The sequence below is a fragment of the Ectothiorhodospira magna genome, from assembly GCF_900110965.1.
GTDB classification, from domain to species: Bacteria; Pseudomonadota; Gammaproteobacteria; order Ectothiorhodospirales; family Ectothiorhodospiraceae; genus Ectothiorhodospira; species Ectothiorhodospira magna.
In genome coordinates this window covers 63,027-85,154 of the sequence record NZ_FOFO01000003.1, presented here as the reverse complement: position 1 = coordinate 85,154, position 22,128 = coordinate 63,027, and the positions used below count along the sequence as shown (strand labels likewise).

Below are 22,128 nucleotides of genomic sequence, written 5' to 3'. Positions count from 1 at the left end.
GGGACTGAAGTCGTATGACCACCCACAGTCACTGGCCGGTTCTCCAATCCAGCACCATCTTCAGGCATGCAGGGTCACCGAATGCTGTTCGGTAAGCCTCTTCGGCCTGAGCCGCAGGACGGCGATGTGTGATGAGGCCCCCCAGGGACAGTCGGCCTTCATCGATGAGCGTCTTCACCGCTATCAGGTCGGGTGCGCGCCATTCGGCAGCGCAGCGAATCCGGGCCTCCCGCATGAATGCGGGCGGGAAGGCAAAGGAAAGCGGTTGGCTGTAAAAGCCGGCGAGTATCACTTCACCATCCCTGGCCAGACGGGCAATCAGGGTATCCAGCAGGGCACTGTCGCCACTGACATCGACGATGGTGTGATAGTCGCGGCGATCATCCTGATCGGGGTGAATGACGATATAGCCATCGGCACCGGCAGACCGGGATTCATCCAGTTCCCAGACCACGGGGTTAGCCCCTGCTGCCACGGCAACACGGGCCAGCAGTCGTCCCAATACCCCATGACCCACGATCAGGTCAGGCAATCGGGCAGATGCAAGGGCATCCAGCGCCTGGCCCTGAAAAATAGCATGGTAAGCCGTAGCGGCCAGAGCCAGCAGCACACCTTCTTCACCCAGGCGCTCGGGAATGGGTACCACCTTGCTGCCGGGTACCACGACCCGGGAAGCGGCGCCACCAAACAGTCCCCTGACTTCGCCGTAGCAGGCGGCACCGGGTACAAAAACCTGTTCACCTTCCTGACGACCGGACTCGGCACCCGCCTGAATGATCCGGCCTACGGATTCGTAGCCGGGCACCAGAGGGTAGCCCATACCGGGGAAACTGGGCATCTTGCCGGTCCAGAGCAGGCGCTCGGTGCCGGTGCTGATTCCGCTCCAGTCCATCGCCACAACCACATCCCCATCGCCCGGCGCTGTCAGCTCCAGCTCACGAATGGCAAGGGATTCAGGTTGTTGGATGACGACGGCGGTCGCTTTCATAGAAGACTCTGGCCTGGGGCCGGAATTGGCCCTACGAGATATGCGTGTAAGTCTAGCGTGACCCTTGATGTTGTCAACCCAAACTCACACTCTCCCCAGGTCAGGGGCGAACCAACATGACACGTGTCAACAAAGGTGTTCTGGTGGGCAACATGCGGATGCGCGTAAACCCCGACGCAATCAGCATTTCTTCCAGTTCGGCAGGTGTTCTTGGACGCCCCCGTCCCATGGCGTGCAGATAGAAGCCAAAATAGGCGTCTCCCATGGGTTCGGCACCGGCGGTGCCAGACATGGGTTCAGCCAGCAGCAAGGCACCATGATCCGGCAATGCCTCCCGGATGGCGCGGAACAATCCGAGGATATGATCGTCATTGTGGTCGTGAACCACCCGCACCAGGGAGATCAGATCCGCACCCTTGGGAAGCGGGTCGGAGAAAAAATCTCCACCGATGGCCTTGGCCCGGTGGGCCAGACCCAATTCATCAAAGCGGCCCTGGGCCTTCTCCGCCACTGCCGGCAGATCAAACAGCACCAGTTCCAGTTCCGGCACCCGTGCGGCCACCGCTGCAAGGAATGTGGCATTTCCGCCCCCCAGATCCATCAGCCGGGTATACCCCTTGGGGTTGAAGGCGTCGAGAATCTCTTCCGCCACCAACTGCTGGGAAATGGACATCAACCGGGTGTATTCAGTCACCCGGTCGGCTTCCAGCCCCCCGGGCGGTCCTTCTCCAGCATAGGCCCAGAAGCGACCCAGGCGGGTCTGGCCGTTCTTGCCAGCCCGTAACAGGGCCACCGGATCCTGCAGGTCGGCATAGAGCATGGCATGGTGTTCCACCATGGCCGCCACTCCAGGATTGGCGATCATGGCCGCCCCCTGGCGCCCCAGCCCCCAGCGACCGCGCCCGTGATACTCCATCAGATCCAGTGAAGCCGCCGCCTTGGCCAGCAGCAAACAGGATTCCTCCGGCAGATCGGTGCGGGCGGCCAGTTCAGGGATGGTCAGCGGCCCTGATTCATGCAGCATATCGGGCAGGCGCAGGTGAACAAAGGCGTATAACACCTGGGAATAGACAAAGCCCGCCACCGTGTCGAACAGGCGTCGGGCGCGTAGACGGGCCACTGGACGGGTCAGGGGGAAGGCGGCAGCCCAACGCTGGAAACGAGGGCTGGAAAGGACACGATTACGCAGGGCCAGAAAATGGCCCCGCCAGCGGGCGTCCCGATAAGCAGCGCTTACCTTCCCTGGCCAGGATGCCATGACAGGAGGCTCAAGCAGCCTGCTGGGCCAGTTCCTTGGGCAGGAACTTGGCAGCCTTTTTCATCAACAGTACACGCAGCTCTGCTTCCCCGGCGCAGGCAGGGATGGAGGCCATGGCCTCGTCCAGCAGTTGCTTGAGGTACTTGGTGGCACCCTTGATGCCGTGGGTGGCCACTGCATTGGGACGACCCAGGGCTTCATCCTGGCCCACTGGCTTGCCCAGTTCTTCCGGGCTGGACGCCACATCCCGCAGATCATCGGCCACCTGGAACGCTTCGCCCAGTTTTTCCCCCAAAGCCCGCCATCCGGCAGGGTCATGGCCTGCGGCCACGGCACCGGCCATGGTGGCGGCAGCAAACAGGGCACCGGTCTTGGCCCGCTGGTACTGGGCCAGATCCACATTCGGTTCACATTCCCAGGCCTGGCCGGGGATGATACCAGCGGGTACGCTGACACCTTGCCCCACGGTGAGCAACAAGGGAGCCAGCCGCTCGGGACGTTGGGTGGCGCTGTGTACCAGCGTCTCCATGGCCATGATGATCAGCGCATCTCCCGCCAGTACCGCCAGACGTTCGCCATAGGCGGCATGGACCGAAGGCTTGCCGCGACGCATGTCTGCATTGTCAAAACAGGGCAGGTCGTCGTGCACCAGTGAAGCGCAGTGCATGAGTTCGATGGATGCAGCTGCCGCATCGGCAAGCTCTGGTGCATCGTCACCACAGGCCTGGGCCACGGCGATGCACAGTTGGGGACGAATCCGGGCACCGCCGGGAAAAACCGAATACCGCAACGCCTCGGCGAGCAGCGGCGGGCAGGCCGGCGTCTCCCCACGGGCCAGCGCCTGATTCAAAGCCTGCTCAATTCGCGTCGTGGCATCCATGGTTTGCCTCCGCCCCGTAGTGTAAGGTTAGGTTGTCACTTTATGCTTGGTGCCCAGCATAGACACAACCCCCGGCCGAGTCAAAGCCCTTTGCAGGAGGCAGTCCCCCAAGTGCAAAATCCCAAGGCAATCATCATCGGTGCCGGCATGGCCGGACTGTCCGCCGCACTGGAATTGAACCGGCAAGGCGTCGAGGTTCTGGTGCTGGAAAAGGCCGCCACCCCCGGTGGCAAGATTCGGGAGGTCCGGGTCGATGGTCTTCCCATCGACTCCGGCCCCACTGTTTTCACCATGCGCTGGGTGTTTGACCAGTTGTTCGAGGCAGCCGGCAGCCGGCTGGATGAACATCTGCGCCTTGTCCCCCTGGATATTCTGGCCCGGCATGCCTGGAGCGAGCACGAGCGGCTGGACCTGTTTGCCGACCCGGAGCGCTCCGCCGATGCCATCGGTGCCTTTGCCGGCCCGGAAGAGGCCCGCCGTTTCCAGGGATTCTGCCAACAGGCCAGACGGACTTATCACACCCTGGAAGACACCTTCATCCACAACACCCGTCCCACCCCCGTCAGCCTGGTGGCCCGTGCCGGGCTGCGGCGCATCGGCGATCTGATGCGAATGTCACCCTATGACACCCTCTGGCATGCCTTGGGCAAACATTTTCACGATCCCCGGCTGCGCCAGTTGTTTGGCCGTTATTCCACCTATTGCGGTTCCTCCCCCTATCTGGCCCCCGCCACCCTGATGCTCATTGCCCATGTGGAACAACAGGGGGTCTGGAGTGTGGAGGATGGCATGGCCCGCCTGCCCGAAGCCCTGTACCGGCTGGCGGCGGCGCAGGGGGTGCAGTTTCTGTTTGAAACCCGGGTCACCCGTATCAACCTGCGGGCGGGTCGGGTCTGCGGCGTGGCCATAGGAGACCATGAGACCCTGGATGCTGATCTGGTTGTTTTCAATGGAGATGCCAATGCCCTGGCCCGGGGGCATCTGGGCATCGAGGTGGCCGGCGGGGTCAAGGGCAACCCGCCGGCGGCACGGTCCCTGTCGGCCCTGACCTGGAGCCTGATGGGTATCCCACGGGGATTCCCCCTGACCCGGCATAATGTGTTCTTTTCCAAGGACTATGCCGCCGAGTTCCGGGATATCTTCGAACATCGCCGATTACCGGGGGAACCGACGGTCTATATCTGCGCCCAGGACCGTACGGATGATGGCGGTCATGAACCTGATGGCCCGGAACGGTTATTCTGCCTGGTCAATGCGCCGCCCTGCGGCGATCAGCACCATTTCAAACCCGCGGAGATCACTCAATGCGAGGAGAGCACCTTCAGACTCCTGGCCCGCTGCGGTCTGCACCTCGACCCGACCCAATCCCCTCACCACATCACCACGCCGACGGACTTCGAGCATCTGTTCCCGGCGACGGGGGGAGCCTTGTACGGCCAGGCAACCCATGGATGGCGAGCATCGTTCGACCGGCCGGGGAGCCACAGCCGGATACCGGGGCTCTATCTGGCGGGGGGCAGTGTGCATCCGGGGGCCGGGATTCCCATGGCGACCCTGTCGGGGCGGCTGGCGGCCCAGGCCGTGATACAGGACCTGACTTCTCGGAAGTCGTAACACCCGGCGGTTATCTATGGTGGTATCTGGATGCCTGGAGTGATGACGGTCGTCACGGCATCACCCTGATCGCCTTCGTCGGCAGCGTCTTTTCGCCTTACTACGCCCTGGCCCGCCGGCGCGGCACCCCGGACCCGGCCCATCATGTGTCCATCAATGTGGCCCTGTATGGCAATGCCCCCCGGCGTTGGGCCATGACCGAGCGGGGCCGCGGCGACCTGCAACGGGATCGGGATCATCTGGTGATCGGACCCAGCGCCCTGACCTGGGATGAGGATGGCCTGACAGTGCATCTGGACGAGGTTACCGCACCGGTCCCCTCCCGGATTCGCGGCACCCTCCGGCTTCGCCCCGAAACCGTAAGCGCCCGAAGCTATGCCCTGGACCAACAGGCCCGCCATCGCTGGCGCCCCGTGGCCCCCTGCGCCCGGGTGGAGGTGGACCTGAAGCAACCGGGCCTGCGCTGGCAAGGGCAAGGCTACATGGACAGTAATATCGGTACCGAACCCCTGGAACGGGGTTTTCGATATTGGGATTGGTCACGGGCGGTCATGCCCAACGGAGATACCGTGGTGCTTTACGAAGCCACCCAGCGGGATGACCAGGAACAGAAGCTGGCGCTGCGGTTCGATCCCCAGGGTGGGGTACGGGATGTGGCACCGCCACCCCGCCAGCGCTTGCCGATTTCCGCCTGGTGGCGGATTGAACGGGCAACCCGGGCGGACGATGGCCAGGCCGCGGTCAGGCAGACCCTGACCGACACCCCTTTTTATGTGCGCTCATTGCTGGATACCCGTATCGAAGGGGAACCGGGGCTGGCATTTCATGAAAGCCTGTCCCTGGAGCGTTTTGAAACCACGCCGGTGCAGCTCATGCTGCCGTTCCGGATGCCCCGCCGGGCAAGGGGCTGATGACCCATCGGGCCGGATATACCATCCGGCCCGACAGCAATACCCCTATCAACCGGCCACGGGTGTCCCGCCCCCTGAACCCGTGCGGGGGGAGGCCCGGTGATTGCTCCGGGATGAACGGCGATCCTGCTGCTCAAGCCGCTGAAACAGATTGTGCAGCCACATGATACGGTCTTCCACCCGCCCCATACCCACACCCTGGGGGCGGATTTCCTGAGTGAGGGTTTCCTGCTCCCGCACCGCATCCACCAGGAAACGATTGGCCTCCAGCGGATCTTCCGACAGGATTTCCTTAACCACATGCAGATCACCCCGGCCCCAGCGTCGGGACATGGCATACAGGGCCAGTACCTTGCGGGTGGGTGAGGTCACCGCTCGCCGGGAGATGGAATCACAGCCGTTGCGCTCCACTTCCCGACCGATTTCCGAATACAGGGCCGCTGCCGCCTGCATCCCCTTGCGACAGGAGGGCGGCAGGGCATGAATCCCCACGGCGCCCCGGGCATAGAGCACATCCGCCGCCTTGAGCAGGCGTTGCACGATCTCTCCCATCTCCGGGGTAAAGCGGGGATTGGCCAGAAATTCGTCCGGGTCGATGCCTTTTTCCTGCAGCCAGTTCAGGGGCAGATAGATACGGCCGTTACGGGCATCCTCGCCCACGTCGCGGGCGATATTGGTGAGCTGCATGGCCACCCCCAGATCACAGGCCCGGGCCAGGGCATCGGGGGAGCGCACCCCCATCACCAGGGTCATCATGGCGCCGACGGTGCCGGCCACCCGGGAGCCATAGGCTTCCAGGGAGGCCAGATCGGGATAGCGGTGTCCCTGAGTATCCCACTCAAACCCTTCCAGCAGGGCCTGGGGCAACGCCTTGGGAATGGAATAACGCCGTACCACCTCGGTGAAGGCACGATCCGCCGGGATGTCCATGGGCTTGCCGTCGTAGATGGCATCCAGCCGGGCCTGCATCCGCTCCAGGCCATCCCCCCGCTCGTCCAGGTCGATGGCATCATCCGCCAGGCGACAGAAGGCATACATGGCAGTGGCGGGCCGACGGATATGCTGAGGCAGAAACAGGGACGCGGCATAGAACGACCGGGAGCCGTCACACAGCAATGACCGGCAGGCCGCTGCATCGGCAACGCGTCGGGACATGCGCTTTTCGGAGGATATGAACTTGATCATGGGGCACCTTTGATAATCGCTGCATCCGGAACCACCCGATCCAGCACTTTGGCCGAGGAAATCACGCCAGGCAGACCTGCTCCGGGATGGGTGCCTGCACCCACCAGGTAGAGCCGGTCCACGTCTTCACTTTGGTTGTGAGGACGGAACCAGGCGCTCTGGGTCATGATCGGCTCCAACCCGAAGGCAGCCCCCCTGAAGGAAGACAGGGTGTTCTGGAAATACAGTGGCGTAATCATGTGAGACGCCACCACCTGGTTTTCCAGGTCCGGCAGCACGTGTTGCGATAGATACTGTTCGATCTTGCGACGATAGGGTTCGGCCTGCTGCTGCCAGTCCACACCACTTTCCATGTGGGGGACGGGTGACAACACATAAAAGGTGTCGCAACCCTCCGGCGCCAGGGAAGGATCGGTCTTGGTGGGACGGTGGAGATACAGGCTGAAATCTTCTGCCAGCACCTTATGGTCAAAAATATCATCCAGCAGTTCCCGATAGCGCGGTCCCAGAATGATGGAGTGGTGGGGGACGTCCTCGTAGCGTTTTTTGGTACCAAAGTACCAAACCATCAGACTCATGGAATAACGGCAACGATCAATGCGCCGGTTGGTCCATTTGCGACGGGCGTTTTCTGGCAACAGGTCACGGTAGGTGGTGGCAGAATCCGCGTTGGACACCACCACATCGGCAGCGATGATCTCGCCGGAAGCCAGTTGCACCCCTGTCGCCCGGCCATTTTCTACCCGGATCTGCTGCACGTCCTGATTGCAGCGCACCACATTGCCCTGTCCTTCGATCAGGCCCACCAGACCTTTGACAATATGGCCGGTGCCCCCCATGGCGGAATGGACGCCAAATCGCCGTTCCAGATAGGAGATCAGGGTATAGGCCGAGGTGGTTCTAAAAGGATTGCCCCCCACCAGCAAGGGATGAAAACTCAGCACCTGCTGCAAACGGGGATGCTTGATGTGCTTGGCCACCAGTCCGCAGACACTGCGATCCGCCCGTAGCCGGATCAGATCCGGTACCACCTTGGCCATATCGGTCCAGGAACTAAAGGGCACATGGGCCAGTTTTTCGAAGCCCACCCGATAGTTGGCTTCGCTGTCAGCCATGTAGGCATCGTAGCCGTTCAAGTCGTCGGGGGAGAAGCGGGCCACTTCGGCCCGCACGGCTTCCACATCGGCCCAGTAGTTGAAGACTTCGCCGTCATGGAAGCGGATCTGATAAAACGGGTCCATGGGGCGCAGATCCACGTCATCTTCCATGCGCCGCCCGCACAGTTGCCAGAGTTCTTCCAGCACAAAGGGGGCTGTGATGATGGTGGGGCCGGCATCGAAGGTGAAACCGTCCTTGCGAAAGACGTAGGCCCGTCCGCCGGGGGCGTCAAGTTTTTCCAGTACGGTCACCCGGTAACCCCGGGCGCCCAGGCGGATGGCGGCGGCCAGACCGCCAAAGCCGCTGCCGATGACCACGGCGTGGGGGGCATCCGGGTGGGTATGAGTGGAGGCTGTTGCGGAGTGAGATTCTACCACTGTGGACACGGAGCAACCCTATCAACTGTAAGCATTGCTTGACAGTCTAGCAGGGGGATACCTGGGGCACCATAAGGAAAAAGCCCATTTAAAGCGGCTAAATGCAGATTACATGAGGCACGTCATTCCCTTCAGAATGCCCCGAAAAAGTCATTCCCGCGCAGGCGGGAATGACTGTGGGCGCAGAAGCGACGACGGAGGACATTGTTGAATGTTCATTCATGAACATGGCGAAAACTGTTCCAGCAACAGCGCTTCAACCAGATCCGGTCGCTCCTCATGGGCCAGATGTCCCAACCCCGGCAAGGTCACCAGTCTCGCCTGGGGCAGTACGGTCTTGACCCGGCGTAACTCCGAAGGCAGGACGGTGCGGTCATTGCTTCCAATCACCTGAACCAGGGGCGTGGACAGGCGGGCCAGATCACGGCCCAGCGGATGCAAATCCCAGTTCACCATCATATTGAGGGTGCCATCCAGATGGCCGGGATTGCGAACCAGACGGCCATACAGATCCATCCCCCGCTGATCCACCTGTGAACCGGTCCCCTGTAACAGGATTTCCAGGGCATGAGGGTCCATGGCCCGCCAGGCCACATAATGGGATACGAAGGGAATCATCGAGAGAAAACGTGCCGAGGCACTGAACAGGATGTTCACCGTCGTCGGCAAGGGAAGCATGACCCCGTTGATACTCACCAGCGCCCGAGGTGCAATATGCCCGTCAAGACACATGCGGGCCAGCACCGCAGCACCAGCAGAATGCCCTGCCACCAGCGCCGGAGCGTATCCCATCTGCCTGAGCAATGCCGCCAGGGCCGTTGCCATGCCCGGCAGGCCAAACCCGGAAAACCGGGCCGGCGGAGATGAAAATCCATGTCCGGGCAAATCCGGCACAATCACCGTGAAATGCCGGGCCAGCCGGGGCATCAGGTCACGCCAACTGTGGGAAGCAGAACCAGTGCCATGAACCAGCAGGATCGGTGGCCCCTCCCCCATGCACTGCACATGCCAACGCAAACCACCCGCCTGGATAAATCGGCTGGCATGGCGATGGGGCCAGTCATGGCCCTCCTGGTTCCAGTCCAGCCGATGGGTCAGCGCCACGAACTTAACTACTGGCCGCCTGCACCGCCGAGGACAGCGTGGCCGCATCGGCGTAGGGCAAGGGCAGATAGCGGGCGTTCATGGCCTGGGACAGTTCCTGGGCAGAACGCTGGGGTCGGGGAGAAGTATCCACCAGGATGGTGGTGAAGTTCTCCTGCGCCAGCACCCGCGCCGCAGCCACGGCATCCTCCATGGCCTTGGGTCGACCGGGCTTGCCTTCCCGATCGATATTGGCCCGACCATCGGTCAGGAACACCGCCACCGGCGTCTCGCCCCGACGCTTCACCGCCTCCGCCAGTTCACGCACCGCATCGATGGCGGCAGCCAGGGGCGTGCCGCCACCGCCCGGCAAACCGGCCAGGCTGCGCTTGGCCCGCACCAGGGAACGGGTGGGCGGGAGCAGCAACTCGGCCCCCTGCCCCCGGAAAGCAATCAACCCGACCCGGTCACGACGCACATAGCAGTCCGCCAGCAGCAGTTCCACCGCCCCCTTGGCCTCGGCCAGACGATGCAGGGCCGCGGAACCGGAGGCATCCACCGCAAAGATGGTGGTGGTCTCGGTGCGCTGCTTGAAGCGGGTGATGCGAAAATCATCCCGCCGCACATGCACTCGCGGCCCCTTGACGGCGCCGCTGGCCAGGGCCTGGGCCCGCCGCAGGGGCTGCCAGGGCGCCGCCGCCCGCAACGTCTCGATGACGTTGAGCCGGGCGCCGGCACGGATCTCCCCCCGACGGGTGCCGATGGGGCGCCCGCGGGACTTACCCTGCTGCAGTGCTCCCGCCTTGCCGGCGGAGCCGGAGCGGCTGCGCAGGGCGCCCAGCTGCAACTGGGCCAGCAACCCGGCCGGCAGGGCGGCCTTGGCGGCCTCCAGCACCCGGTCTTCCAGGGGCTTGTCCAGATCCTGCTGGGTCTGCTGATCTTCCCCTTCCGGCGGCGGCTCGTCCGGTGGCTGCTGCTCCGGCGGCGGTGCCTCCTCCTGCTGATCCTCCGGCGGCTCCATGGGGGGCAACCGGGTGGCACGGGGAGCCAGCACCAGCCGTCCGGCCAGGGTCGCGTCATCGTCGGAAACCTGGGTACGACCATCCAGGGCGGCGGCCGCGCGGGCCACCCTCAGGGCCAGGAACGGGATGCGCAGGGACGCGATACCCAATGCCATGGCGGCCCCGCACAGGGCCTCCAGCACGGAATCCCCCGCTTCCACCTGGGGCAGCAGGTTGCGGGCGGCAACGATGTCGTCCACGGTCCAGAAGGGTTCATCCACATCCCGGATACCCACGGGCACGATGTCCACCTGGAAGGCCAGCCGGTCGGTGAGCACCACCGGCACCACCTCGTCATCGGTGACACCTTCGTCCAGGGCCACCACCCCGAACCGGGTGGGCACCCTCAGACCCAGGCCGTCCCGTTCCAGCAGAACCTCATGGGAATCCATCACCGCGGCAATGCGACCGGCGGTGGCCACGGTCAGTCGCTCGGCCATGGCCGCCACCGCGACGCCGCCATCACACTCCGCCAGCAATCCCCGCTCGGCAATGGGCTTGCCGGCCTTGAGGGTCGCGGCCAGATCCAGGCCACCGAGCAGACGGCCGTCGGCGATGTGCAATGGCAGACGACGCATGGGAGAGGTCGACGGCAGCAGCTGACGCAACTGTTCCAGCCAGCGTTCACGGACCGGGCCGGCGTGGGCACGCAGCACCAGACCCCCGCAACCGGCCGGATCGACGGCAAACAGGCCGGCCGCAATGCCGGCCGCCGCCCACGGTGTCAGTTCGGGTGCGCGCGGATCGGTCATGCGTCGAACATTTCCGCGATGGCCCGCTCCACACGCACCGTGGAGCCCGCGTCGTCCAGCGGGTTGCGGCGCAGACGATGGCGCAGGGCCGGCGGGGCGATGCGGCGCAGGTGTTCGTCGGTCACTTCCCTGTCGCCCTGGAAGGCGGCCAGGGCGCGGGCGGCGCGGATCAGGGTCAGTTCGCCGCGCAGGCCATCGGTGCCCAGCTTCAGACACAGCTGCGCTGCCCGCTCCAGGGCCACGTCGGGGACCACCACTTCGGGCAGCAGGGCGCGGCCGTCGACGAGCTGCTTGCGCAGCTTGGCATCCTGACGCTTCCACTTCTGGGTGAAGCCTTCCGGGTCCTTTTCGAAGGCATCGCGGCGACGCACCACCTCGATGCGGGTGGGCAGATCGGTGGGGGTGGTGATCTCGACGGACAGGCCGAAGCGGTCCAGCAGCTGGGGACGCAGCTCCCCCTCTTCCGGGTTACCGCTGCCGATGAGCACGAACTTGGCGGGGTGGCGGATACTCAGACCTTCACGCTCCACCACGTTCTCGCCGGACGCGGCCACGTCCAGCAACAGATCCACCAGGTGGTCTTCCAGCAGGTTGACCTCGTCGATGTACAAAAAGCCGCGATGGGCGCGGGCCAGCAGGCCCGGTTCGAAGGCTTTTTCGCCCTGGGTGAGGGCCCGCTCCAGATCCAGGGCACCCACCACCCGATCCTCGGTCACGCCCAGGGGCATGTCCACCACGGGCACCGGCACCTTGCGGGTCTTGGGCTTGTCCTTGGCATCGGGGCCTTCACAGACGCCGCACAGGCCGGCACGCTTTTCCGGCGCGCAACCGTAGGGGCAGTTGACGACCGCCTCCATGGGAGGCAGCAACGCAGCCAGTGCACGTACCGTGGTGGATTTACCCGTGCCCCGATCTCCGAATACCAGCACACCGCCGATACTGGAGTCGATGGCAGAGATGAGGAGGGCGAGTTTCATCTCGTCCTGCGCGACAATCGCCGAAAACGGAAACGTCAAAGCCATAGTCTGTCTGTTCTGCCTTAAGGTAGCGGCCGGGCGACCATCGCAAGCGGCGCCCATGCCGGGATGAGGCTCCGCCCTGGCCCGGTCATACACCGGGTCAACGCCGAGCGTTGAGGGATATTCCATGTTGACCCGTACAGCCAGGCCCCTGGAACCCCGTTCCCAGATCAAGGGCGTAATGTTCCCTTAATTGACACAAAAAGACAAAGGCTAAAGCACCCCCCCCGCCGGGAGATGCCTTCAACGGCACATCCATGCCATAATCTGGGCTGTTGCCCCGGTAGCTCAGATGGATAGAGCGTCCCCCTCCTAAGGGGAAGGTCCCACGTTCGAGTCGTGGTCGGGGCGCCAGCAGTCTACCGCATGGACTGCGCGCACCTGGTCAACCCCAGACGCTCGATCAGCTCAAGCTGGGTCTCAATCCAGTCGATATGCTCCTCCTCGGCCAGGATGGCGGCAAACAGATCCCGGCTGGGATAGTCCCCCACCTTTTCTGCACCGGATGTCTTTCTTGCCCATTGGCGCCTGGTCCGTTAGAACGCACAATCCGGGCCAACCGGCATTGGACCCGGCCTTTTTCTTGCGGGAAAACATGGACGCCGGGTGTTGCATCGCAATACAGTGTGCTCCATTCCGGTCCTTTAACGGACGGGTCTTATGGCCCGGCGGCTGGAAAATTCATCACCATTTCGACGGCTGCAATGCTGCAGCCGCAATTTCTCCCGCGATTGAAGTCGCGGGTTTCCTTGCGGAGAGCCTATGAAACCCCGTACCGTCACGGTCATTGACAACACAACCGGCAAGCAGGTGGATCTGCCCGTTCTGGAAGGCACCATCGGCCCCGCTACTGTGGATATTCGCCCCCTGTCCAAGGAACTGGGTTATTTCACCTATGATCCGGGATTCATGTCTACCGCCAGTTGCCGCAGCGACATCACCTACATTGACGGGGACCAGGGCATTTTGATGTACCGGGGCTACCCCATCGAGCAACTGGCCGAGCACAGCAGCTATCTGGAAACCTGCTATCTGCTGCTGTACGGTGAACTGCCCACCGCCACCGAGCTGGAAAACTTCACCCGCATCATCCAGAAGCATTCCATGCCCCATCAGGCCATTCGCCGCTTCTATGATGGCTTCCGTCACGATGCCCATCCCATGGCCATCATGGTGGGCGTGTTCGGTGCCCTGTCTGCCTTTTTCCACGACAGTACCGATGTGCATAACCCCCGGCACCGGGAGATTTCAGCCCACCGCATGATCTCCAAAATGCCCACCATCGCCGCTTGGTCCTACAAGTACGCCATCGGCCATCCCTTCCTGTATCCAGATAACGAGCTGGGGTATTCCGAAAACTTCCTGCGCATGATGTTTGGTGTCCCCACCGAGCGTTATGAACCCAACCCCATCTTTGCCAAGGCCCTGGACCTGATCCTGATCCTGCACGCCGACCACGAGCAAAACGCCTCCACCTCCACCGTGCGGCTGTCCGCCAGTTCCGAAGCCAACCCGTTTGCCGCTGTGTCCGCTGGTATCACGTCCCTGTGGGGGCCTTTGCACGGCGGTGCCAACGAAGCGGTGGTGCGCATGCTTGAGCAGATCGTGGAAAGTGGCCAGACGGTGGATCATTTCGTCAACCGGGCCAAGGACAAGGATGACCCCTTCCGCCTGATGGGCTTTGGTCATCGGGTGTACAAGAACTACGACCCCCGGGCCAGAATCATCCGCAAGATGTGCCATGAACTGCTGGCGCAGATGGGCACCGACAATCAGCCCCTGTTCGAGGTGGCCATGGAACTGGAGCGTATTGCCACGGAAGACGACTACTTCAAGGAGCGCAGACTGTACCCCAACGTGGACTTTTACTCCGGCCTGATCCTGCGGGCCATGGGCATCCCCCTGAACATGTTCACCGCCATCTTCGCCCTGGCGCGCATCGTCGGCTGGAACGCCCACTGGTGCGAGATGATGCAGGACCCGGAATCCCGCATCGGGCGTCCCCGTCAGCTTTATACCGGCGCTGCTGCCCGGGATTATGTACCCATTGAGAAGCGCTAGGTCCACCTGTATATTAGGAAAACCTAAAACACGAAAGACCACGCCTGCCAACCAAGCCCGCTTGGGCAGGGCGTTCGAGCAATCCATTGAGTGGGCAGAGCCTTGCGGCCCTGTGGGTGGAAGGCCCACACCCTTTTTCAGCGACTGCAATACCGCAGCCGCCATTCCTCCCGCGACTGAAATCGCGGGCTTTTTTGAGGGAATTTCAATGACGATCGATCGTGCAGTTTTTGCCTTTGCCGGCGCAATGATCCTGCTCAGTCTGCTGCTGTCCCTGGCCAGCCCGCTGTGGCTGTGGCTTACCGCCTTTGTGGGCCTGAACCTGCTGCAGGCAGCCTTTACCGGGTTCTGCCCATTGGCCATCGTGCTGAAAAAGGCAGGCATCAAGCCGGGTCAAGCATTTAATTAACCCACCGGTATCACCCTGGAGGCTTAACAATCAGGGTCGACCCGAGCCTTGGGCTGCTCCGGTGCCATAGGGTCTGCCTCGCGCCTGATCACCGTTTGATCGGCGCCGGCCTGTGGTCTCTGGCCCCTGCTGCAACAGCATCTCCAGGGTCAGTTCCGGTTGTTCCGATTTATCGGGGGCAGCGGCGGAAGGGCTGGATGGAGACGCCTGTAGCCGGAGCAATCCTTTTCCTCGCAACCAGGGACTGACGCCCAGGGCCGCTGCACCTCCCAGCAGCATCAGACCGGCAACCCAGGACGATACACCCAGCACCGTCAAATAAAGTGCCAGCAGGATGCCCGTGGCTCCGGCGATTTGTGCCCGGCCCTGTCCTCGCCCATGAAGCACCGTAGTGACTGCGGTCAGCATCAACATCACCCCCAGGGCCACGGGCACCCCCTGCTGCCATAATGAAGGCACCAGAATGGACGCCAGCAACTGGGCATCCATCTCCGGGGTGCTGGCAAAATCCCGTTGCAGGGCAGCAGTCAACAGGGCGCCCAACAGCACACTCAATAGATGGAGCAACGCTGCCAGGGCCGCCGCCATCATCACCAGCGCCGCCAACACCCAGGCCATGGGCCAGATTGAACGCCGCCGCCGGGCGACTGAATCCCTGTTGTTCTTGCCCACCTATCCACCTCTCTCCCGGAATGCCGCCGATGCCGCCGGGTCAATGTAAACTGCGACGAGAGCCATGCAACCCAAAGCAGTCATATAAAGCTGTCCCATACAGGGTATTTGGAGCCTTTCAATGACAAAAGACAAGCCTTACCAAATTCACGCCCTGGAGCTGGGGCCCATGGGTAACCGAATCTATCTCATTGAGGACAACGCCTCCGGCACTGCCGCCGTGGTGGATCCCGCCTGGGAAATCGAGGAGGTTACCGATCTGGCCCGCACCCGGCGACTGCAGATCACCCACATCCTGCTTACCCATACCCATCAGGATCATATCAACGGCCTCGACCGCCTGCGGGCGCAGGTTCCTGATGCCCAGATCAACCTGCTTCAGGCCGAGGCAAGGCTTTGGGACGGCTGTCCGACGGATGCCCACCAGCACCAGGACCGTGATCTGATTGCATTGGGTGAAACCACAATCCGGGTGCTGCATACCCCTGGACATACGCCAGGGTCAGCCTGCTATCACCTGGGCGATGACCTCATCACCGGTGACACATTATTTGTTTTCGGCTGCGGTCGCTGTGACTTGAAGGGAGGAGATCCCGCCGCCATGTTCCATACCCTGACACGCCTGCAGCAGACATTACCAGGGGAGACCATGATTCATCCGGGCCATGACTATGGCGTGGAGCCGCAGTCCACGCTGAAGGAACAGGCGGAGGGAAATCCGTTCATGCAGTTTGATGATGTGGCGGCATTCACCCGCTATCGCATGCATGACCATGATCAGGTGCGGGACACCCCCTACGGGCCGGTGAGCTTGCGGTAATGCAAAGGCGGGAATCCAATGGCCTCCCCGCGGCTAAAGCCAGGGGGCAGATCACCCCAGGGACTCCAGCCAGGCCCGCCGGCAATGGGCCTGACGCCGTTGCTCCAGAAGCTGACGGATGCGGCCACCGGCCTCGTCCAGAGTGACAGGTCCGGGAGGATGGATGATTTCACAGTAAAGCAGGTGCAGCCCCACTTCCGTCTGCACCGCCTCACTCACCGTCCCTGCTCCCATCTGGAACAGCACCGCGTCCAGTTCCGGGTACAGATGCCCCTTGGGTACCCGCCCCAGCAGCCCGCCCTGAAAGGCACTGGGACATTCAGAATGGCCCATGGCCAGATCGGCGAACATCCCCGGATCAGCAAGCAGGGTCTCCCGGATCGCCTCCAATCGCGCCCGGGCAGCCTCCGGGGTATTTTCGGGAAAATCCGGATTAAGGGTAATCAGGATCTGCCGCACCGTGCGGGTCTCTGGGCGCTGCCAGCGATCCTGGTGGCATGCATGGTATCGGGCCACTTCCTCATCCGTCACCGGCTCGGCCCGGGCAGCGACCCGCTCCAGCAGCGCCTCCAGGCGCAACTCCCGGGAGAGGGCCTGCAACAGGCCTGCCTGATTCAGATGATGACAACGCAGTTCTTCCTGAAACTGCTCCGACTCCGGGTAACGGGCCTCAATTTCCCGCAGGGCCTGAATCACCTGTTCTCCAGAGATGTGAACATCCCGGGCCTCGCTGGAAGCCAGGGCACGGGCACCGATGTCATAAGCCTTCAGGGCGCGCTGGCGTACCGTGCTGCGTTCTGCCTCTGAGAGATTGCTCAGAGGCTTGCCAAAATAGTCCAGTGCCGCCCGCAGTTCGATGTAAATGAGTTCGGGGCGCTGTTCCAGTGCAAGAGTATTCATGCGGGTATCTCCCCGGACGGGTCGGTCAGGGCCTTTTCCGGCACCTGCAGCACCCGGCCGTCAAAGTTCACGTGATAGGCCACGCCATCGGGCAGATCCCGCAGCACCTTGCAGATCTCGCCCACGGCACCGGGGGCCACCACCGTCTCGCCGTTGATGCCCAGAGGGATCGCCGGGGTCACCTTATCGCGGAATTCATAGCGGGTGGGTACCCAGGGGGCATCGGCGTCGATCAACTCTTCCTGACGACATCCCACCACCCGGCCCGCATCCATGAAATTGACGGTATAGATCACCTGATCCTGCAGGAAGGTGCCCCGGCCGATGACCACCCCGATGCTGCCCCGGGGCACCAGCAGTTCCCCCCGGTCCATCCCCGGATAGGTGCCGTCGTTGCGCAGGGGACGCACCACCCGGACCTGTTCGCCGTACTCTCGATAGTGCTCCATGGGGTCATCTCCGGATGAAGGCTTGTTCCAGGGGTACCACGGTGACGCCCGGCGCCGGGCGCTTGAACACCTTGAACACCTTTTCGGTGCGGGCATCGGATTCCACGAAATCCGAGTAGGACCGCAGCAGCAGGCCGCGATAGACATCCCGCCGGGCCGACAGGTCCGTGGGCAGGCTGTCCAGGGTGCCGGCAAGATAGTCATGAAAACGCTGCAGGATATGCAGACGATTCACCCGCACCACAGCTTCGTCGTAAGGAATATTGAAATATTCAAGAAACTCTTCGGCAGACCCCATTTCCCGCAGGTCTTCTTCCAGTTCGGTGGCATCAGTCATGGTTCAAGACCTCGATGGTGGATAGCAGTGAAAGAAACGGCCTCATGCCACGGCCCCGTTCAGGCAGGTGAGTTCCGCATACCAGATGGTCAGTTCGTGCTCCGTCGGCGGCCGCTTGGACTGGGCAACGGATCGGCGCAGACGGGTCAGCAACAGGGCCGCCTGGGCCTTGTCCAGGGTCACGCCCATGCGGGCATAGGCCGCCATCACCCCATGGGCGCCGGAATGCTTGCCCAGCACCAACCGATGTTCCCGGCCCAGTTCCGCCGGGTCCACGCCCTGGTAATTGGCCGGGTCCTTGAGCAGGCCGTCCACGTGGATGCCCGCCTCGTGGGTGAAGACCCCCTCCCCCACCAGGCTCTTCTGCCAGTGGATGGGACGGCCGGACGCAGTCTCCACCAGATGGGACAGGGCCGGGAAACGGCGCAGTTCCACGCCGGTTTCGATACCATGAAGCCGACGCAGCCCCATCACCACCTCTTCCAGGGCGGCGTTGCCGGCCCGTTCCCCGATGCCGTTGACGGTGGTGTTCACATGGGTGGCGCCCCCAAGGGCGGCGGCCAGGGTGTTGGCGGTGGCCAGGCCCAGGTCGTCATGGGCATGCATCTCGATCTCCAGGTCGGAGACAGCGCGCAGTTGCCGGATGCGGGCCAGCACACCGAAGGGTTCCATGATGCCCACGGTGTCGGCGAAGCGGAAACGGCGTGCCCCGGCGGCCTGGGCAATCTCGATCACCCGGCAGAGAAAATCGGGATCGGCCCGGGAGGCATCCTCCCCGCCCACGCCCACCTCCAGCCCCAGTTCCAGGGCCTGGGCCACGTGACGGCGGATGCTTTCCAGCACCCAGTCCCGATCCCGACCCAGCTTGCGCTGGATCTGCTGATCCGAAACGGGAATGGACAGGTCCACCATGTGGACCCCCAGGCCCGAGCAGTCGGCCAGATCATCGGCGCGCATGCGGCTCCACACCAGCAGACGGGCCTTGAGCCCTGACTGGGCCAGCAGGGCGATGGACTCCCGTTCCTCGGGACCCATGGAGGGAATACCGATTTCCAGTTCGGGAACCCCCAGGTCGTCCAGCCCCCGGGCGATGGCCATGCGCTCGGCATCCGTGAAGGTCACGCCGGCGGATTGTTCGCCGTCTCTCAAGGTGGTGTCGTCGATGACAATGGCGGGCGGTGGGGTCATGGATGTCCTCGTCGGGCGGATGGGGCCACGCCAAGGATTAAGCGATTATCGTGCCATGAAACCAACTCAATGATTTCAAATGATTAATTCATGAAGAAGTGAGGGTGATTGTGTGACTTGGGGAGAAGATTGTCAGGTTTGCCACAAGGCGCCCGTCGCGCCGGCAAGCCCTTCCCCCCCCATGGGGAGAAGGGGGTGACCGAACCTCGGCTCCCGCGGGTCCATCAGGCTCAGGCATAGGCCGGAGCAAAGGCTTTTTCCGGGTCCGTGACCGGGCCGTCCACGCCCCAGTACGGAGACATCTTGCGCAGTCTGGCCACGATGTCCGGCATGACGTCGATCACCCGGTCGATCTCGGCCCGGGTGTTGTAGCGGGACAGGGAAAACCGCACCGAACCATGGGCCGCGGTGTAGGGAATCCCCATGGCCCGCATGACGTGGGAGGGTTCCAGGGAACCGGAGGTGCAGGCGGAGCCGCTGGACGCGGCGATCCCCGCCTGATTCAGCAGCAGCAGGATGGACTCCCCTTCAATGTACTCAAAGGCCATGTTCAAGGTGTTGGGCAGCCGATTGTCCTGGTCCCCCATCACCAGGGCATGGGGAATGCGTGCCGCCAGGCCCGCCTGCAGATGGTCCCGCAGGGCGCGGACTTCGGTGTTTTCATGCGCCATGTGGGTCATGGCCAGCTCGGCGGCCTTGCCCAGGGCAACGATGCCGGCGCTGTTTTCGGTGCCGGCCCGCCGTCCCCGTTCCTGATGGCCGCCCCTGAGCAAAGGCCGAAAGCGCAGACCCCGGCGCAGGTAGAGCACGCCGATGCCCTTGGGGGCGTGGAGCTTGTGACCGGACAGGGAAAGCATGTCGATGGCGGAGGACTTCAGGTCGATGGGCAGCTTGCCCACCACCTGCACCGCGTCGGTGTGAAACATTACACCCGCTTCCCGTGCCATCCGGGCCATGGTCTCCACCGGGAACAGGGTGCCGGTCTCGTTGTTGGCCCACATCACCGTCACCAGGGCCACCTGATCCGACAGCAGGGCGGCGTAGTGGTCCAGGTCCAGTCGCCCCCTGCCATCCACCGGCAACCGATGGATGGTGTAACCCTCCTTCTCCAGCTGTTCGCACACGGTGAGGATGGCCGGGTGTTCCACCACGGTGGTGATGATCTCCCGGCGCTGGGGCTGGGCCTTCACCGCCGAGAGGATGGCGGTGGAGTCGGACTCGGTGCCGCAGGAGGTGAACACGATCTCCGAATCGTGCGCCGCCCCCAGCAGGGTCTGCACCTGGCCCCGGGCCTGCTTGATGGCGTGCCCCACCCGGTTGCCGAAGCTGTGGATGGAAGACGGGTTGCCGAACTGCTCGGTGAAGAAGGGCAGCATGGCCTCCACCACCGCAGGGTCCACCCGGGTGGTGGCGTTGTTGTCCAGATAGATGGGTTCCATGATCATTCCTCCATCGCCATGGCCCGCACCGACATCCTGGGCATGATGCGAACCGTGTTGCCGCGGCGGGCCTCGGGCTGGGCGGTGACATGGTTTTCCGGGTCGAAGGCCTCGCCCCGTTCTGCCAGCACCCGCACCAGGATCTCCTCAATGCCTTCGTGGCAGGCACTGCAACCGCCGCCGGCCTTGGTGTAGAAGGTCACGTCCTGGACCGTGCGCAGGCCGTTGTCGCGGATGGTCTGCTCCACCTTGACGGCATCCACGGCAAAGCACTTGCAGACCAGGGCACCTTCTTCGTGGTCATCCGTCCAGACCTCGCCGCGATAGTGGGCGATGGCCGCTTCCAGGGCCTCCCGTCCCATGACGGAGCAGTGCATCTTCTCCGGCGGCAGGCCGTCCAGGAAGTCGGCGATGTCCTCGTTGGTCACTTCCAGGGCCTCGTCCAGGGTCATGCCCTTGATGAGTTCGGTCAGGGCGGAGCTGGAGGCGATGGCGGAACCGCAGCCGAAGGTCTGGAAACCGGCATCCAGGATCACCTGGGTCTCAGGGTCCACCTTCAGGGTGAGGCGAAGGGCATCCCCACAGGACAGGGAACCCACCTCGCCGATGGCATTGGCCCCTTCGACCGCGCCGGCGTTGCGGGGGTTGAAGAAGTGCTCTTTGACCTTTTCGGAATAGTCCCACATGGCTTCTGTCCTCCGGGATTTAGGGTTTAGCTCGCCAGGGCGGCGGGGGCATGGGTATGGCAGTTCTTGGGACAGACCTTGGCGCAAGCCTGGCAGCCGATGCAGTCCATGGCGTCCAGCAGGCGCATGACCATGGAGGCATCGTCATCGAAATCGTCGTCGTCATCGTCGATTTCCCGTTCCGCCAGTTCAAAGCAGTTGCGGGTGCAGACCTTGTAGCAGCGGCCGCAGCCGATGCAGTTTTCTTCCTTGAGTTCGGTGATGAAGGCCGGTATCCAGGGGGTCCCGCCCCGGGTGAGGCCGGTGATGTGGGTCATGGGTGTCGCCTCTTCTCTATGTATTTTTTATATGTTTTTTATCGCCCTCTCCCCAAGGGAGAGGGCTTGCATCCTCTTCCCTGGGGAGAGAATGGCCTACATCCCCGCCACGTCCGGGTGATCGCCGACGATGTTCAGGGCCACCGACAGGAGCTTGTCCGCCTCGGTCTTCATCTTCGACAGGCTGTCGAAACCGAAGCGATGGACGTCACGCAGGGTCTTGTCCACCACCAGCAGCTTGCCCACGGAGATGATCACGCGGCCAAAACCCTCCCCGTTCAGGCTGAGCATGACCGTGGCCATGCGGCCGCATTCCTTCTCGATCAGCACCGCGACGGCGTTGTAGAACACATTCACCCGTGCCAGGGTGGCCTGGTCCATGTCGGCGACCAGGGGGATCTCCTTGCGCTTTTCCGGGGTGATGACGAATTGGGACAGCAGCGCTTCGTCGGATTGCCCATCCCGGGTTCCGAAGGTGTCCAGGGCCCGCATCTGGCGGACCATCTCCTTCATGAAATCGGTTTCCAGAATGGGATCAGCGGTGGTGTTGCTCATGGATGTCTT

22 protein-coding genes, 1 tRNA gene and 1 pseudogene are annotated in these 22,128 nt (G+C 63.0%); 6 read left to right on the top strand and 18 right to left on the bottom strand.

Annotated features, from left to right (window positions below; translation table 11 throughout):
- Positions 1–28: 28 nt before the first annotated feature.
- From bchC to BMX62_RS02155, 3 genes are all read right to left on the bottom strand, one after another.
- Positions 29–988, bottom strand: coding sequence for a chlorophyll synthesis pathway protein BchC (gene bchC / locus BMX62_RS02165; protein WP_090203403.1), 960 nt, complete (start codon positions 986–988; stop codon positions 29–31).
- 100 nt (positions 989–1,088) lie between these two features.
- Positions 1,089–2,246: a methyltransferase gene (locus BMX62_RS02160; protein WP_090203399.1), complete on the bottom strand. Its 1,158-nt coding sequence runs from the start codon at positions 2,244–2,246 to the stop codon at positions 1,089–1,091.
- 10 nt (positions 2,247–2,256) lie between these two features.
- Complete coding sequence (locus BMX62_RS02155; protein ID WP_090203395.1) at positions 2,257–3,126, bottom strand: polyprenyl synthetase family protein; 870 nt, start codon at positions 3,124–3,126, stop codon at positions 2,257–2,259.
- Positions 3,127–3,237: 111 nt separating this feature from the next.
- On the opposite strand from BMX62_RS02155, the gene crtD reads away from it, so the two are divergent.
- Together crtD and BMX62_RS02145 are read left to right on the top strand one after the other, a co-directional pair.
- Complete coding sequence (crtD, locus tag BMX62_RS02150; RefSeq protein ID WP_090203392.1) at positions 3,238–4,740, top strand: 1-hydroxycarotenoid 3,4-desaturase CrtD; 1,503 nt, start codon at positions 3,238–3,240, stop codon at positions 4,738–4,740.
- Between the two features lie 26 nt (positions 4,741–4,766).
- On the top strand, positions 4,767–5,651 hold the full coding sequence (locus tag BMX62_RS02145; RefSeq protein WP_090203506.1) for a carotenoid 1,2-hydratase: 885 nt from the start codon (positions 4,767–4,769) through the stop codon (positions 5,649–5,651).
- A gap of 48 nt (positions 5,652–5,699) precedes the next feature.
- On the opposite strand, the gene BMX62_RS02140 is transcribed toward BMX62_RS02145, so the two are convergent.
- From BMX62_RS02140 to bchI, 5 genes are all read right to left on the bottom strand, one after another.
- A complete protein-coding gene (locus BMX62_RS02140) occupies positions 5,700–6,806 on the bottom strand; it encodes a phytoene/squalene synthase family protein (RefSeq protein WP_238375804.1) in 1,107 nt (368 codons plus the stop codon).
- A gap of 26 nt (positions 6,807–6,832) precedes the next feature.
- Entirely contained in the window at positions 6,833–8,371 is a 1,539-nt protein-coding gene (locus BMX62_RS02135; protein ID WP_090203503.1) for a phytoene desaturase, read from the bottom strand.
- A gap of 219 nt (positions 8,372–8,590) precedes the next feature.
- Entirely contained in the window at positions 8,591–9,475 is an 885-nt protein-coding gene (gene bchO, locus BMX62_RS02130) for an alpha/beta fold hydrolase BchO (protein ID WP_338011468.1), read from the bottom strand.
- A gap of 4 nt (positions 9,476–9,479) precedes the next feature.
- Positions 9,480–11,267: a magnesium chelatase subunit D gene (locus BMX62_RS02125; protein ID WP_090203383.1), complete on the bottom strand. Its 1,788-nt coding sequence runs from the start codon at positions 11,265–11,267 to the stop codon at positions 9,480–9,482.
- Positions 11,264–12,289 (bottom strand): magnesium chelatase ATPase subunit I, encoded by a 1,026-nt coding sequence (gene bchI, locus BMX62_RS02120; RefSeq protein WP_090203379.1) that lies wholly within the window; start codon positions 12,287–12,289, stop codon positions 11,264–11,266. Before bchI ends, BMX62_RS02125 begins: the two co-directional genes overlap by 4 nt.
- Positions 12,290–12,563: 274 nt before the next feature.
- On the opposite strand from bchI, the gene BMX62_RS02115 reads away from it, so the two are divergent.
- Positions 12,564–12,640 (top strand) — tRNA-Arg (locus tag BMX62_RS02115).
- Positions 12,641–12,645: 5 nt separating this feature from the next.
- Here BMX62_RS02115 and BMX62_RS02110 read toward each other — a convergent pair.
- Positions 12,646–12,783, bottom strand: a pseudogene (locus BMX62_RS02110) (bacterioferritin); the annotation flags it as partial.
- Positions 12,784–13,048: 265 nt separating this feature from the next.
- On the opposite strand from BMX62_RS02110, the gene BMX62_RS02105 reads away from it, so the two are divergent.
- Together BMX62_RS02105 and BMX62_RS02100 are read left to right on the top strand one after the other, a co-directional pair.
- A complete protein-coding gene (locus BMX62_RS02105; RefSeq protein ID WP_090203376.1) occupies positions 13,049–14,347 on the top strand; it encodes a citrate synthase in 1,299 nt (432 codons plus the stop codon).
- Positions 14,348–14,555: 208 nt separating this feature from the next.
- On the top strand, positions 14,556–14,756 hold the full coding sequence (locus BMX62_RS02100) for a YgaP family membrane protein (RefSeq protein ID WP_090203371.1): 201 nt from the start codon (positions 14,556–14,558) through the stop codon (positions 14,754–14,756).
- Positions 14,757–14,786: 30 nt separating this feature from the next.
- Here BMX62_RS02100 and BMX62_RS02095 read toward each other — a convergent pair whose 3' ends face one another.
- Positions 14,787–15,428 (bottom strand): hypothetical protein, encoded by a 642-nt coding sequence (locus BMX62_RS02095; protein ID WP_143339639.1) that lies wholly within the window; start codon positions 15,426–15,428, stop codon positions 14,787–14,789.
- Between the two features lie 121 nt (positions 15,429–15,549).
- On the opposite strand from BMX62_RS02095, the gene BMX62_RS02090 reads away from it, so the two are divergent.
- Positions 15,550–16,248 (top strand): MBL fold metallo-hydrolase, encoded by a 699-nt coding sequence (locus tag BMX62_RS02090; RefSeq protein WP_090203364.1) that lies wholly within the window; start codon positions 15,550–15,552, stop codon positions 16,246–16,248.
- 51 nt (positions 16,249–16,299) lie between these two features.
- Here BMX62_RS02090 and nifM read toward each other — a convergent pair whose 3' ends face one another.
- The 8 genes from nifM to BMX62_RS02050 all read right to left on the bottom strand — a co-directional run bounded on the left by nifM (position 16,300) and on the right by BMX62_RS02050 (position 22,119).
- On the bottom strand, positions 16,300–17,148 hold the full coding sequence (gene nifM / locus BMX62_RS02085; protein WP_090203361.1) for a nitrogen fixation protein NifM: 849 nt from the start codon (positions 17,146–17,148) through the stop codon (positions 16,300–16,302).
- Positions 17,145–17,597 carry a nitrogen fixation protein NifZ gene (locus BMX62_RS02080; RefSeq protein ID WP_090203358.1) on the bottom strand — a complete coding sequence of 151 codons (453 nt, stop codon included), beginning with the start codon at positions 17,595–17,597 and terminating at the stop codon, positions 17,145–17,147. The genes nifM and BMX62_RS02080 overlap by 4 nt, the downstream gene beginning before the upstream one ends.
- Positions 17,598–17,601: 4 nt before the next feature.
- Positions 17,602–17,934 carry a nitrogenase-stabilizing/protective protein NifW gene (nifW, locus tag BMX62_RS02075; protein WP_090203355.1) on the bottom strand — a complete coding sequence of 111 codons (333 nt, stop codon included), beginning with the start codon at positions 17,932–17,934 and terminating at the stop codon, positions 17,602–17,604.
- A 42-nt stretch (positions 17,935–17,976) separates the two neighbouring features.
- The gene (gene nifV / locus BMX62_RS02070; protein ID WP_090203351.1) at positions 17,977–19,122 is read right to left on the bottom strand and encodes a homocitrate synthase; all 1,146 of its coding nucleotides are present in this window, start codon (positions 19,120–19,122) and stop codon (positions 17,977–17,979) included.
- A gap of 230 nt (positions 19,123–19,352) precedes the next feature.
- A complete protein-coding gene (gene nifS, locus BMX62_RS02065) occupies positions 19,353–20,561 on the bottom strand; it encodes a cysteine desulfurase NifS (RefSeq protein ID WP_090203494.1) in 1,209 nt (402 codons plus the stop codon).
- Between the two features lie 2 nt (positions 20,562–20,563).
- Positions 20,564–21,247, bottom strand: a complete 684-nt coding sequence (gene nifU, locus BMX62_RS02060; RefSeq protein WP_090203347.1) for a Fe-S cluster assembly protein NifU — start codon at positions 21,245–21,247, stop codon at positions 20,564–20,566.
- A 26-nt stretch (positions 21,248–21,273) separates the two neighbouring features.
- Positions 21,274–21,564, bottom strand: a complete 291-nt coding sequence (gene fdxB / locus BMX62_RS02055) for a ferredoxin III, nif-specific (protein ID WP_090203343.1) — start codon at positions 21,562–21,564, stop codon at positions 21,274–21,276.
- Between the two features lie 96 nt (positions 21,565–21,660).
- Entirely contained in the window at positions 21,661–22,119 is a 459-nt protein-coding gene (locus BMX62_RS02050) for a NifX-associated nitrogen fixation protein (RefSeq protein WP_202906180.1), read from the bottom strand.
- Positions 22,120–22,128 lie beyond the last annotated feature (9 nt).

Coding starts and splice junctions, on each gene's coding strand:
- bchC (WP_090203403.1), bottom strand. CDS start 988: ATGAAAGCGACCGCCGTCGTCATCCAACAACCTGAATCCCTTGCCATT.
- BMX62_RS02160 (WP_090203399.1), bottom strand. CDS start 2,246: ATGGCATCCTGGCCAGGGAAGGTAAGCGCTGCTTATCGGGACGCCCGC.
- BMX62_RS02155 (WP_090203395.1), bottom strand. CDS start 3,126: ATGGATGCCACGACGCGAATTGAGCAGGCTTTGAATCAGGCGCTGGCC.
- BMX62_RS02140 (WP_238375804.1), bottom strand. CDS start 6,806: ATGTCCCGACGCGTTGCCGATGCAGCGGCCTGCCGGTCATTGCTGTGT.
- BMX62_RS02125 (WP_090203383.1), bottom strand. CDS start 11,267: ATGACCGATCCGCGCGCACCCGAACTGACACCGTGGGCGGCGGCCGGC.
- bchI (WP_090203379.1), bottom strand. CDS start 12,289: ATGGCTTTGACGTTTCCGTTTTCGGCGATTGTCGCGCAGGACGAGATG.
- BMX62_RS02105 (WP_090203376.1), top strand. CDS start 13,049: ATGAAACCCCGTACCGTCACGGTCATTGACAACACAACCGGCAAGCAG.
- BMX62_RS02100 (WP_090203371.1), top strand. CDS start 14,556: ATGACGATCGATCGTGCAGTTTTTGCCTTTGCCGGCGCAATGATCCTG.
- BMX62_RS02090 (WP_090203364.1), top strand. CDS start 15,550: ATGACAAAAGACAAGCCTTACCAAATTCACGCCCTGGAGCTGGGGCCC.
- nifM (WP_090203361.1), bottom strand. CDS start 17,148: ATGAATACTCTTGCACTGGAACAGCGCCCCGAACTCATTTACATCGAA.
- BMX62_RS02080 (WP_090203358.1), bottom strand. CDS start 17,597: ATGGAGCACTATCGAGAGTACGGCGAACAGGTCCGGGTGGTGCGTCCC.
- nifW (WP_090203355.1), bottom strand. CDS start 17,934: ATGACTGATGCCACCGAACTGGAAGAAGACCTGCGGGAAATGGGGTCT.
- nifV (WP_090203351.1), bottom strand. CDS start 19,122: ATGACCCCACCGCCCGCCATTGTCATCGACGACACCACCTTGAGAGAC.
- nifS (WP_090203494.1), bottom strand. CDS start 20,561: ATGGAACCCATCTATCTGGACAACAACGCCACCACCCGGGTGGACCCT.
- nifU (WP_090203347.1), bottom strand. CDS start 21,247: ATGTGGGACTATTCCGAAAAGGTCAAAGAGCACTTCTTCAACCCCCGC.
- fdxB (WP_090203343.1), bottom strand. CDS start 21,564: ATGACCCACATCACCGGCCTCACCCGGGGCGGGACCCCCTGGATACCG.
- BMX62_RS02050 (WP_202906180.1), bottom strand. CDS start 22,119: ATGAGCAACACCACCGCTGATCCCATTCTGGAAACCGATTTCATGAAG.